The 11,910-nt window shown below is 65.8% G+C and carries 10 protein-coding genes; 4 read left to right on the top strand and 6 right to left on the bottom strand.

What is annotated here, in order from left to right:
* Positions 1 to 277 precede the first annotated feature (277 nt).
* The 4 genes from ACGFSB_RS30670 (at position 278) to ACGFSB_RS30655 (ending at position 4,390) form a co-directional block, all read left to right on the top strand.
* Positions 278 to 751, top strand: coding sequence for a hypothetical protein (locus ACGFSB_RS30670; RefSeq protein ID WP_393405963.1), 474 nt, complete (start codon positions 278 to 280; stop codon positions 749 to 751).
* Between the two features lie 1,678 nt (positions 752 to 2,429).
* Positions 2,430 to 3,635 carry a S8 family serine peptidase gene (locus tag ACGFSB_RS30665; RefSeq protein WP_393405961.1) on the top strand — a complete coding sequence of 402 codons (1,206 nt, stop codon included), beginning with the start codon at positions 2,430 to 2,432 and terminating at the stop codon, positions 3,633 to 3,635.
* A 57-nt stretch (positions 3,636 to 3,692) separates the two neighbouring features.
* Positions 3,693 to 4,031 (top strand): WXG100 family type VII secretion target, encoded by a 339-nt coding sequence (locus tag ACGFSB_RS30660; protein ID WP_393405959.1) that lies wholly within the window; start codon positions 3,693 to 3,695, stop codon positions 4,029 to 4,031.
* A 56-nt stretch (positions 4,032 to 4,087) separates the two neighbouring features.
* Complete coding sequence (locus ACGFSB_RS30655; protein ID WP_393405957.1) at positions 4,088 to 4,390, top strand: WXG100 family type VII secretion target; 303 nt, start codon at positions 4,088 to 4,090, stop codon at positions 4,388 to 4,390.
* A gap of 97 nt (positions 4,391 to 4,487) precedes the next feature.
* Here the strand turns inward: ACGFSB_RS30655 and ACGFSB_RS30650 are convergent, their stop codons facing one another.
* The 6 genes from ACGFSB_RS30650 to ACGFSB_RS30625 all read right to left on the bottom strand — a co-directional run bounded on the left by ACGFSB_RS30650 (position 4,488) and on the right by ACGFSB_RS30625 (position 11,837).
* Complete coding sequence (locus tag ACGFSB_RS30650; protein WP_393405955.1) at positions 4,488 to 4,676, bottom strand: DUF397 domain-containing protein; 189 nt, start codon at positions 4,674 to 4,676, stop codon at positions 4,488 to 4,490.
* 12 nt (positions 4,677 to 4,688) lie between these two features.
* A complete protein-coding gene (locus ACGFSB_RS30645) occupies positions 4,689 to 5,045 on the bottom strand; it encodes a Scr1 family TA system antitoxin-like transcriptional regulator (RefSeq protein WP_393405953.1) in 357 nt (118 codons plus the stop codon).
* Positions 5,046 to 5,635: 590 nt separating this feature from the next.
* The gene (locus tag ACGFSB_RS30640) at positions 5,636 to 10,369 is read right to left on the bottom strand and encodes a putative T7SS-secreted protein (RefSeq protein ID WP_393405951.1); all 4,734 of its coding nucleotides are present in this window, start codon (positions 10,367 to 10,369) and stop codon (positions 5,636 to 5,638) included.
* Positions 10,369 to 10,995 carry a hypothetical protein gene (locus ACGFSB_RS30635; RefSeq protein WP_393405949.1) on the bottom strand — a complete coding sequence of 209 codons (627 nt, stop codon included), beginning with the start codon at positions 10,993 to 10,995 and terminating at the stop codon, positions 10,369 to 10,371. The genes ACGFSB_RS30640 and ACGFSB_RS30635 overlap by 1 nt, the downstream gene beginning before the upstream one ends.
* Entirely contained in the window at positions 10,992 to 11,531 is a 540-nt protein-coding gene (locus tag ACGFSB_RS30630) for a hypothetical protein (protein WP_393405947.1), read from the bottom strand. Before ACGFSB_RS30630 ends, ACGFSB_RS30635 begins: the two co-directional genes overlap by 4 nt.
* 6 nt (positions 11,532 to 11,537) lie before the next feature.
* The gene (locus ACGFSB_RS30625) at positions 11,538 to 11,837 is read right to left on the bottom strand and encodes a DUF397 domain-containing protein (RefSeq protein WP_393405945.1); all 300 of its coding nucleotides are present in this window, start codon (positions 11,835 to 11,837) and stop codon (positions 11,538 to 11,540) included.
* Positions 11,838 to 11,910 lie beyond the last annotated feature (73 nt).

Here is an 11,910-nt window from a genome sequence, read left to right as displayed (position 1 = left end):
AACCTAACAACGCGCCTACTCTCATGGAGTGTTGTGCAGCGGCGTCTCGATTCCGTTGGCCGGTAGCGGCCCTGTCGATGTGCAGAGTCACGGCTTGTGACTGGATTTGGCACCTGTCGGCGCTTCGTCCCCTGGCCGATTCGCAACTGTCCCCTTGCAAAGTCCAGTTGGCTGTCACGCTGAGTGTGACTAGAGTGACGCGGGCGCGATAAGTGACCACCGAGCCGCCGCGATCGTGAACGATCAGAGCAGGCCGGTAACGGGGAGGGAAGGCATCGTGCTTGCTACAGATGGGCACGGAGGTACGGCGCCGTCATCGGGCGCTGACCTCAAGCGGGGGCTGGAGGCGCTGAAGACCTTCCGTCGGCGCGTCAACACGCTGCTCACGGAGTTCGAGGGTTCGGCGGGCGGTTCGAGTGAGGTCGGGGGATACAAGCTCTCCCGGGGGTCGTTCAGCGGTGGAGGCAGCGCGTTTCCCGCGGCCGACGGCCTGTACTCGCAGTACGACCAGGTGCACGAGCGGCTGACCTCACTCTCCAAGATGCTCGGTGACCAGATCGACGCCATGAGCATCGCGGTGCATGGTGCGGACGTCGGCTTCGACAATCTTGACGAGGACTTGCGACAGCGCTTCTGGGCAATCCAGACGAGGGTCGACCGTGATGAGGCCGCAGCTCAGCGTGGAATGAACGGCATGCCCGATTCGCCCCGTAGCAATGGCGACGACGGCTCTGACTCGGGGTGGCGCTAGTGAGCTTCGAAGGCCACCGTCTCAACGACATGATCGACTTGGTCGAGCAAGCGAATCCTGCCGACTTGGAGAGCGCTGGGGAGGCGCTCAAGAAGGCGCGCAACGCGATCGCCGCCGCCGCCAAGGAACTCGGTGAGCACATCGATCGAGTCGACTGGGAAGGGGCGTCGGGGGAGGCGTTCCGCAAGTGGGGCAAGAACCTCGTCACGGACACGCATCAGCTCTCCGACTTCGCCGACACCGCCAGCGTTCAGATTGCCTCGGCCGGTGCGGGGCTGGCTTCGGTCCGTAGCTCCATGCCGCCCCGGGACCAGCGCACCGACCCGAAGACGGTTGAGGACATCCCCACCCCCAAGAGGGTCGAAGGCAATGCGGAGTACGACGCCGCGGCCAAGGCGGAGAACCATAGGCAAGAGGCGATCAACCAGATGAACCGGTTGTCGTCGTTCTACCAAGTGTCGCAGCACTCGATGGCTGGGCAGGAGCCGCCTACGTTCTCGGCGATGCCGGATGTGGGAATGCCGAACGGGAAGCAGGGCCTCGCTCCCGGCCCGGAGCGGGGTGCGGCATCATCCGCAATGGCCGCCGGCAGCGCTCAGGTCATGCCTGACGGCTCTACCGCCACCGTGACGGGAGGTGACCCACGTCCGGACGAACCGTTGCCCCCGGCCCGCATTGGTGAACCCAGCCCAGTCGCCTCGCCGGACTCGATCGCTTCGCCGGATCGGCCTGTCGGCACGGAGATTGACAACGTCGGCACTCTACCGCCGCAGACCGTAAGCCCCGCCCCCGGTTCGCCACCTCCGACACAAGTTCCAACGGGTGGGGCTGGAGACCCTGTTCCTCCCATGGCAACCGGCCCCCGTATCCCTGGGACCGGCCCTATTACACGTACCCCAGTTCCTGGATCAGGCCCGAAGACCTCACTACCGAGCCAAGGCCGAACAGGTACGACAGGCCCAGCGCGACCAACCACAGGCCCTGGACGAAGTCCTTCGGTCCCGATTGGGCGTACAGGACCGACGGCCCAAGGGAGAACCATCAGCGGTCCGACGACCGCCGGGCAACCCCCTGCAGGGCGTGCCGTCACCGGAGGGGCACCTCGTCCCACTGCGCCAGGCCCGCGTTCTGGCCTGCCAGGTACTGGTGCGGGGCGCGCCGAAGGCATCGTCGGGGGGCGGCCCGCTCTTGGCCCCGCGACGGGTAACAGGTTGCCGCGCGGCCCGGTCATCGGAACCGAGGGCTCGGCTGGTTCAAGGCCAACGAACGGAGCCGGAGGACAGCGCGGAGTCGTTGGAGCGGCGCCGCACGGCACAGCCGGCAGCGGGCAGACGACTCGTCGAAGTGTCAGAAATCCCGACGGCGTGGTCGGTACTCCCAAGGAACGCACGTCTACCGCCGTAGGCCGTAGGAACGGATTCACAACCGGTGGTTCTGGCCTGGTACGTGGTCCTGCGGGAACACCACAACGTCCGGATGATGACGAGGGTGAGGGTGTGCAGCGGCCCGACCATCTGGTCGAGCACGAGGAATCACATCTGGCAGGCGACCGGCGGCACATGCCGCCGGTGATCGACTAATCGCGAGCAAGGACGTGCAGGGCATGAGGTCAGAGGCCAGTCGACGCGGCAACCGGGTCGCGCCGTTTGACCGCGGTGCAGGAAGTCGCGTCGCCTCCGTGGGCTTGGCAGTCGGTGTGCTGGCTCTCGCGTCCCTAGGGATCGCTCCGGGTGCGACGGCAGACGACACGACGACAGACGACGTCCAGTCGAAGCTGTGGCACCTGGAAGCCATGGGCGCTGATGACCTCTGGGATGTCAGTACTGGAGAGGGCATCAAAGTCGCGGTCGTCGACACTGGCGTTTCCGAGACGCCGTCACTCAAAGGCCGCGTACATCCCGGCAAGGACTTCACAGGCATGGCTGGTGCCTCGACAGATGACTACGACGGGCATGGAACCACGATGGCGGAGCTGATCGTGGGATCCGGCCGAGGCGGGGGGATCAAGGGCTTGGCGCCTGGATCAGAGGTCGTGTCCTACCGGATCGGTCTGGGTGGCAAGTTCGCGAAGAAGGGAGGCCGAAGCGCCGAAGCAATTCGGGCCGCGGCCGACAGCGATGCTCGGATCATCAGCATGTCGTTCGGTTCTGACTTCATCGACCCAGCCGAGAAGGAAGCGGTGAAGTATGCGGCTCAAAAGGGCAAGTTGATGGTCGCTGGCGTCGGAAACGACGGAGAAAAGAAGAACTTCATCGGCTATCCCGCTGCGCTTCCTTCGGTCACCGGAGTTTCCGCCGCCGACAAGTCAGGGAAGGTCGCCAAGTTTTCTGAGCGCGGAGACTATGTGGATTTGGCGGCGCCGGGCCTGAATCTCCCCCAGTGGTGCGATGAGACGTTCCGCTCATACTGCGACGACGGAGGCGGCACGAGTGCTGCAACCGCCATCGCCTCCGCCTCCGCCTCCCTGATCTGGTCCAAACACCCCAACTGGACGTCCAACCAGGTCCTCCGGGTCCTCATCGATACCGCAGGCCGCGACTGGCCCAAGGACGATCCGAGTGTCTACCTCGGGTACGGACTCGTCCGACCGGCTCCCAACTTGCTGGACGGCAAGGGAGACCCAGGCCCTGCGGATGTTGACCCCCTCACGAACCAGAAGACTCCGGGTGTTGGTTCCGGGAAGACGGCTTCCGCTTCTCCTTCCGAACCAGCTCCATCGCAAGCTTCTAAAGGTTCGGCAGGCGGCGAAGCCGCGGCGGCAGCATCAAGCTCGAAGTCAACTGAAAGCAATAGTCAGTTGTGGTTGATCATCGGTTCCATCGCTGTCGTCGTGGTGGTCGGCGGCAGCACCTTCGTAGCGATGCGTGCTCGGCGCAGGGCCTGAAGCCAGCGCAGCATCACCCGACACATCCCCAAAGAAGTTCAAGAAGGGAGCCCAGCAGTGGCTGACGGCCAGAAGTTGAACAACGAGCAAGTGGCGCTTCTGAAGAAAGAGATCGTGGGCAAGTACGAATCGGTCCAGCAGCAACTCAAGCGCCTCCAGGGCACCCTCGACACGATGGAGGTCAACTGGCGAGGCGTCGGAGCTCATGCGTTCGACAAGAAGCAGACTGAGATCAACGAGCGCATGCAGGTGATCGGGCGAATCCTGGTGGATTTCCTGGAAGGCATCAGCGGTAACGAAAAGCTCGTGGACGGGCTTGAGGACCAGGTCCGGTCGACGATGGACAGCATCGACGTGCAGTACGGCGGCAAGCACTCGGCCATCAACAGCTACTGAAGAGCAGAGGTTCTTGGGGAGCGCGTTCCCCTCAACTACCGAGAGACGGGGCAGGCATGGCAAACGTTCACTTGGACGAGCTCGCGGTCAAATACGGCGGTCTTGACGCCATTACGACTGAACTCGGCATTCAAGCAAAGCAGTTGGAAGCCGATCTCGCAGATATCAAGAGGGCCGTGGTGAAGGTGGCCGAGGGCTGGGAGGGAGAAGCCCACAAGTCGTACCTCCTGAAGCAGAAGGAGTGGGACAACCAGGTCGAGGGCATCCATCGGGCTCTCGTCGACATCGGCCAGAAGGTCAGCCAGGCCGGCGGTGACTACCGTGGTGGTGACCTGAAGGGGGCCAGCTACTTCCAGTGAGGGCTGGCAGTATCACGCAACGGGGCGGGGCAGGCGCGCGCGGGAGGCGCCTACCCCGCCCCGTTCGCGGTGGCGCAGCCCTGCCTGCCCAGGCTTTCTAGGCCATCAGGCCCTTCGCCAGTGCCCCCGTGAACTGCACCCACGCCCCACGCCCCACCGTGGCCATCGCTAGCTCTGCGTCCTTCGAATCGCGTACGGCGATCAGGTCCCCGAACACGGCTATCTCGACGCAGGCGTTGCCTGACGCCTCTGAGTGGGAGGACTTGACCCACTTCAACTCAGGCATGGGGATCCCCTCTTACAACTCTCCGGCGATCTCGAGGATGAGGTCCCTCGACTTGTTCGGATTCAACGCCACCTGTTCGACCAAGCCCAGTCGACGGCGGAAGTTGGCCAGTTGGGTCGGTGAGTCGAAGAAGGCCGCGCCGATGGGGGAGTCCACCTCGACCGTATCCAGGTGCGGGCTGCTCGCGCAGACGTACATCATCGTGTCCCCCGCCATGGGAAAGCTTTCAGCGGCGAACGGGATGACGAGGAGTCGTACGTTGGGCCGCTCGCTCTCGTCGAGGAGGCGGGACAGCTGGGCCTTGGCGGTTGTGCGGCCACCTGTATGCAGCCGCAGTGCCGCTTCGTGAACCAAACCGACGTAGGGCACTGCTGTTTCACCTGTGATGACGCTGTGATGCCGTCGGCCCGCATCCGTGCCTCGTATCGGGCGATGCGGCCGATCAGCCGCTGCACCCCCTCGATCTCCGCCGTGGCTGAGGGGCGGCGTGGGTGGCCCGGTTGCGGCGGGTGGCGGGCCGAACGACATCCTTCTACCAGGGGTCAGGCCAGATCGTGCTGGCATTCCTTGGGATATGAATGTGCTTTATGAGGCTGGTCTATTCTGTGCCGCGCAGCGGTCCGAATTGCGACGGTGTGTGGTGGTCTCCCTGGTCCTCGTGCCAATGGCAGCTGGCTGCTTGAACGTACCCATCTCCGTCGTTCAGTAGAAATAGGACGCCCCTGAGGGGGGCTACTCCATGGCGCACTAGGAAATCGGCCCCTTCTTTTGCGTTCAACTGTGTGATCTTGAGTTCTTGATAGCTGGGTTGTAGTTTCATCAACTCTACTGCTGGAAATGCGACATCGATGCGTGTGTCATGGATTCGGGGATGGAAGCTCCTCAGGAGCAATACAGAGTGCGATACCGAGTATTGCCAGACTTGAAACTTTCGCTGCCATGCGGCAATCTGATGCAATTCAACTCCCAGGCGTGGGCCAAGCCGACGGCTCGGGCACCTTTATCTTCTGTCCATTTTCGTAGAAATCGATGCTATCCCAGCTTCGATCGCCGAGTCGAATGGCCTTTCCAACGTGGTACATCTCGCGCTCAGTTGCAAACCAGTTGTCACCCATCCCGTTTCGGTACGCGTTCATGAAGCGTTCTGAAGGAGTGGTACCGGCGAAGCCATCCATAGAGACGTGTAGTCGAATATTTGGGTTGTGTGCGGCTGCCCTGACCTCGCTTTCAAAGTCTTGCCAGTTGTCAAGGTAGTGCGTGAAGCCGTTGGAGTCTGCGAATTCCCGTAGCCCTTCCTCGCGAATGCCCAATGCCACCTCGTTCGGGCATGGATCTGGCGCCAAGCCTAAGTGGTCGGTTCTGAGGAGCGGGTTGATTACGTACGTGACAGGGATAGGTGCAGGTGAGAGGCCGAGTGGGTCGGGCGTGAAGTATCGACCCGTCTCGGCATCGTAATACCGAGAATAGTTGTAATGCAGCCCCGTCTCCGGATCAAAGTACTGCCCCGGAAAGCGAAGCGGAGTGTAAGCCGAACTGTTCGCCGCCCACGCCGTCGTACCCCACAGCGTGCTCCGCGTCCGCCACGCGATTTCCCCCTGCTCGTCCACGAGCTCACTCGGCGTCCCCACCAAGTCCGTGACGATGGCGAAGAAGCGGGAGTCGATCTCCTCCTGGGGCGCGTCCTCCGCCGTGAGCGCTGTGGTCACCGAGGTCGCTGTCGCCGCCGTGATGCGTTCCGTCTGGGCAATGGGATGCAGGCCGCGATGGTCCCAGGTGAGCGTGACAGGGTTCGCCAACTCGGCGGAAGACGTCGTCTGTTCGCACAGCGTCGTCCCATCCCACGTGAAGTCGACCCGCTCGACGACCGTCTCCCCGTCGTCCGCGAGCCGCAGCTTCGCCGTGCGTCGGCCCAGTGGGTCGTACGTATAGCGCCACACCGTCCCGTCCGGCGTAACCGTCGACGTCAGGCGGTCCTCCGCGTCCCACGAGTACCGCCACGTATCCGGCTTCCGGGAGAGGCGGGTCTTCTGGCGCAGGGTGATGCGGCCGAGGGCATCGTGCTCGTAGCGGACGGCCCCGGCGTGCGTGATCCGCGTGCCGACGTAGGCCCGCCGCCCTGTCGCCTCCTGCCCAGGATGCCCGGCAGGCCAGGACGCCTCCGTCTGGTTTCCTGCCTCGTCGTAGGCGTACGCCTCGGTCCAGTTCGCCGCGTGGACGGCTGTGACCCGGCCCGCCGCGTCCAGGTCGAAGCGCCGGGCGCCCGACAGCTGATCGTCGATGCCGATCAGATTGCCGTCCGCGCGGTAGGAGTACGCGCGGTGCTGGACTGATCGGCCGCCCGGCGTCGTGACCGACTGAGTGGTGAGTCGGCCCAGTTCGTCGAAGGCGTGGTCCAGCGTGATGGAATCGCCGATGTGGCGGGTGAGTTCGTGCCCCGCGGAGTCGTAGGCGAAGTCGATGTTGCGTCCCGACGTGACCAGCCGACTGCGGCGGCCCGCCGCATCGTACGACCACGTGCTCGACGCCCCGGTTGGGGTGGTCCTGCCGGTACGGCGGCCCAGTTCGTCGTACGTGAAGGTGAGCTTGCGGCCGTTGACCGCCTCGGATCTGAGTCGGCCGAAACGGTCGCGCAGGAGGGTGAGAGTGGTGTCCGGGCTTGTCGCCTGGGCGAGTTGGTCCGTCAGGTCGTACGCGAAGGTCGTGACCGTGCCGTCCGCGTCCTTCCGCGCCACTTGCCCAAGGGCGTTGCGCTCGAAGGAGATGGTCTGGCCGGTGCCGTTCGTGCGGGACGTCAGGTGGCCCGCGCTGTTGTGGGTGTAGGTCAGGGTGCGGTCGTCGAAGTCCGTTTCCGATGTCAGGCGGCCCGCCGGATCGTAGGCGTAACTCCACTTCAGGCCCTGGGGGTTGGCTACCTGGGTGAGTCTTAGTTCCTTGTCGTGGGAGAACTCGTAGCGCACGCCGTCCGTACCCGTGCGGGCGGACATCAGGTCGAAATGGGTGTACTCGTACGTCGAGACTGCGCCCATCGCATCCGTATGGGTTGTGCAGTTGCCCTCTCCGTCGTACGTCCATGATTCCGCCGACCCGTCCGGAGTGGTCCGGCAGGCAAGCCGTCCCTCGACCGTCCACTTCAGTCCGGTCGTCGCACCCAACGCGTCCGTGATTCCGACAGGTCTGCCGAAGGAGTCCCGTTCGTAGTGGGTCACCGCGCCGAGAGGGTCGGTGATCATGGTCGGGAGGCCGGTCCGGTCGCAGCGGACATGCGTCGTGGCACCCAGCGGGTCGACGACCGTGGTGAGGTGGCCTGCCTCGTCGTACGTGAAGTGCGTCGTCCTGCCCGCCTGGTCGGTGACCGACGTGCGGTTGCCCCGCTCGTCGTACGACTGCCTCCGGACCGTGCCGTCCGGGCCCGTCACCCGCAGAGGCAGCCCGAGTGCGTTGTACTCCGCCTTTGACTCGCGACCGTCCGGCCGCGCGACTCCCACCAGGTTGCCCGCGTCGTCGTAACGGAACGACGTGGTGTGGCCGAGTGGGTCCGTGCGCGACAGCAGCCTGTTGTGGCGGTCCCGTTCGTAGCGCGTGACCGCGCCCAGTGGGTCTACATCGGCTACGACCTGCCAGGCCTCGTTGACCAGGAAGCGGCGGGTGTGCCCCTCGCCCGTCGTGGTCGTCGTTGCCCGGAGGCCGGTCGTCGGGTCCACGTCGTCGTAGGCGAGCCGCAGGCTCATGTGGCCCTCGGAGCCGCCCTCGGCTATGCAGCGGTCTTCGTCGTCGTACGCGTACGTGTAGGCGCGGTCGTTCGTGTCGGTCCACGACGTGACACGGCCCGCGTCGTCATAGGTGAAGCGCAGGGGCACGCCGGAGGAGTTGATTACCTCGGAGAGGTGGCCCTCGGTGTCGTAGCCGTAGCGGACCAGCTCCTGGTCAGCGGCCTCCGCGCCCTCCGGGCCGGCGCCGTCCGCCAGGTGCAGCGCCGTGACGCGGCCGTCGTCCGTCGTGAGCCTCAGGTGGTAACCACCGCTGTGGACGACCGACCGCGGCGCGCCCTCGGCGTCGTACTCGAAAGTGAGCCAGTTGCCGTTGCGGTCGTCGATCTGTTCCAGGATCGCCAAGTCGGGGCCGCTGTCTACGAAGTGCCACCGCCGCAGCGTGGCCGGATCGGAGACCGTGTAGCCGTTTTCCTCGCGGTCCAGCGGCCAGCGCGGGCCCCGGATCGGCAGGGTCGGCAAGCCCGGCGCCGGATGCGGGTAGGAGAGCAGCAGGCCGTCCTCGGTCACGAAGACGACGCCCTCGGAGTCGATCTCGAGGCGTTGGTCGACCGTGGAGGACCAGGAAGGGCCGAACCAACGTCCCAGGCGGTAGCCGGACTCAACGCGCCGCTTGAATACGAGGGGCAGGGCGCCCGGGAGGGCCACGTCGGTCTGCGGCAGGTACATCTTGCCGGTCGCGAGGTCGACCGGGTCCGTGCCCTTGCTCATCCGGGAGTCGTCAGTGCGCCCGTGCTTCGCGGGGTCGTCCCCCAGGGCTTCACGTGCTCCACGCCGTGTCCCTGACTCGGCGGCCTCCTTCGCCCCCTGCCGGACCCCCGACCGCACTCCGCCCTTCGCGAGGCCCATTCCCCTGGACCCCACCACCTCCGGCAGCAGCCTGCCGCCAAACTCGGCGGGATCCTCCTTGAAGCTTTCGTACCCGGCCTTCACCGCACGGTCGGGGTGCGTGGCCGTGGACGCGAGACCGCTCAGCGTCATGCTCAGGTTCTGCAGGTATGCCGCCGGGTGCGTGACGTTGTACGGGTCGATCGGGTTCAGGCCGCGTACGAAATTGACCAGGCCGCCCGTCCCTTTGAGAGCTCCGCCCATGACGTGGGTGAGCTCCGTATTGACCGACTTGAGGCCGTCCAAGGAGTTGGACTTCAGCCGGTCCAGCGGCGGCGGCTCGGCGGGAGCGTGGGTCAGGGCCGCCTTGACCGTGGCGGCGGCGAGTTGGCCCGCTTCGTTGCGCTGGCGGCGGGCCTCGGCGAGGATCTCGTGCGCCCGCGCCACGTCGGCCTTGCCCGGGTCCTTGAAGGGGGCAGGGCGAGGGCCCGGGTCCTTGTCCGCCTTGATGGCCGCGTTGTACGCGTCGGCACGCTTGTTGTACGCCTCCACCGCCGTGTCGGAAGCGCTCTTGCCTTTCTTGTACAGGTCGATGGCGTCCTGAGCCTGGCCCTGAGCCCATTTGACCGCATCCGCGTACCTGTCCAGGGCTTGACCCGCGTGATCGCAGGCGTCCGCCGCGTGCAGCCACTTGGTGGGGTGCACGGCGAACTTCTCGCGGAAGGTGTTGGCAGCCTCGCCTCTCCAGTGGGAGGAGTCGAGGCGGCGCATGCCCCTGCCGACCTTGTCGAAGGCCTTGTGGAAGTCCGTGAGGTGCCGCGCGCTCTCGCGGATCTTGCCTGGGCTGCCGTGGATCAAGTCCCCGGGGTGGTCGGTCTCGCCGAGCTGCTGCTCGTCGACGTTCGCCCCCAGCTTGGACGCGACACCCGCACCGACGGACTTGACGGCGTCCGCCGCGCCCTCGGCACCGATGTGGTCGAGACCGTCCGCCAGCTGTTCGCTGCCCCACTCGATGCCCTCGCCGGCGACCTTCTTCGTCGCGTCCCAGCCGTCCTCCAGCTCGCCGAAGCCGGAGCCGACTATGTCGCCTATGCCCATCAGCCGCGCTCTCCGCCTGCGGCCCGCTCCTCGGGTGAGGGCCCGAAGGCCTCGTCGAGCAGGAACTCGTACTCTTCGTCGGTCATGTCGGCGGTCCGCTGGACGGCTCCACTGCCGAGCATGTCCGAGGTGAGGACATCGCGGCCGGCGTCCTGCCAGCCCTGCTTCATGTTCTCCCCGGCCTTGTCGAACGACTCCTCGCTGTAGTCCGGGTCGGCGAAGGCGTGATGGTCGCCCAGCTCGTCCCAGCTCATGCCGGTGACCTCGTCCTCGGTGGCGTACGGGTTGCCACCCAGGGAGTTCGAGACCACCTTCAGCGAGCCGTCCACGTACACGTCCGTCTCGTGCAGTGTCCCCGCCGCGAGGCCCACCCCCTCGGCGAAGTCGTTCCCCTTATTGACCAGGGAACGCACGCCCCATTGCCATCGCTCGACGAAGGAATCGAAGGCGCTGAGCAAGCCAGGATGTCCCAGCTCCATCCCGGAGAGGGCGATGTCCTCGAAGCCCCGTCCCTCCCCGGCCGCACCGATCGGGCCGAGTTCTCTGAGCTCGTCCAAGGTCAGGGTGATGCCGTGAGCGATGAGATCGAGGCCGCCCGCCTGGAGGTCCTTCTGGTCACCACTCACCGCTGGGACCCCCTGTCACCCTCGCTGCCCACACCCCTGCCCACAGCCCTGCCCACAGCCCTGCCCACAGCCCCGTCCGCATCCCCGTTCCAGTTCTCATCCACCGCCGCCCAATCCGGTACGACCCCCACCACCGGCGGGAGCAGCACCTCGTCGCCCTCGCTCCCGACGTCCAGCGCCACACCGCAGGGCACACCAGCGGCCGGAACGGCGGCGTCCAACACGCGTGCACCCAGGACTCGTCGGTAGTTCCACGCCCGCTCCGCCTCGCCCCTCGCTGACGCGAACCGTGCAAGCGCCTCCTCGTCGGAGAACGCCAAGATCCACCGCACTCCGTTGAAGTCGGCCGTCAACGGCGACGCGTCATCCCCGCCGAGCGGCAACAGGACAGCCGTACGCCGGAATTCACCGAGCAGCGTCGAGAACTCCCGGCGGATCCGGACGGCGTCGCTGACGACGACGGGTCGGCGGTTCGCCCCCGGTGCGGGGCTCACGACGGTCTGGTCCGCGAGGTCCGCGAGCCGGGAGCGCCTCACTGGCCGCTACTCCGACGCCACACCGCCATTGCGCGGCGAAGGCTCCAAGTCGAACTCCCCGTCCCGTGCTCCCAGTACGAAGGCCCGCCACTCCGCCTCCGTGTACCGCAGCACGGTGTCCGGGTCGAGGGAGGACCGCATCGCCACGGCGCCCTCGGGCAGATACGCGATCTCCACGCGCTCCTCGTGCGCCTCCGTGCCCGGGGCGCTCTGCCACTCGACGCCGGAGATGTCGAGGGCGTAGAGCTCCTCCTTCTCGCGTTCCTTGCGTGCCTTTTCCTGCGCGTCGTCGCGTGCATCGGTCATGGCGGAGGGGTCCCTTCAGGACGTACGAAAGTGCTGTGAGCTCACATTACTTGGGGGCTTCACCGCTGTTCAC

The organism is Streptomyces sp. NPDC048441, from assembly GCF_043200235.1.
Classification (GTDB): domain Bacteria; phylum Actinomycetota; class Actinomycetes; order Streptomycetales; family Streptomycetaceae; genus Streptomyces.
The sequence above is the reverse complement of the archived record's forward strand: the minus strand, read 5'-3'. Positions and strand labels throughout refer to the sequence as shown.

Bases quoted from the DNA above. Each gene is read 5' to 3' on its own strand.
- ACGFSB_RS30650 (WP_393405955.1), bottom strand. From the start codon at position 4,676: ATGCCTGAGTTGAAGTGGGTCAAGTCCTCCCACTCAGAGGCGTCAGGC.
- ACGFSB_RS30655 (WP_393405957.1), top strand. From the start codon at position 4,088: ATGGCAAACGTTCACTTGGACGAGCTCGCGGTCAAATACGGCGGTCTT.
- ACGFSB_RS30625 (WP_393405945.1), bottom strand. From the start codon at position 11,837: ATGACCGATGCACGCGACGACGCGCAGGAAAAGGCACGCAAGGAACGC.
- ACGFSB_RS30640 (WP_393405951.1), bottom strand. From the start codon at position 10,369: ATGGGCATAGGCGACATAGTCGGCTCCGGCTTCGGCGAGCTGGAGGAC.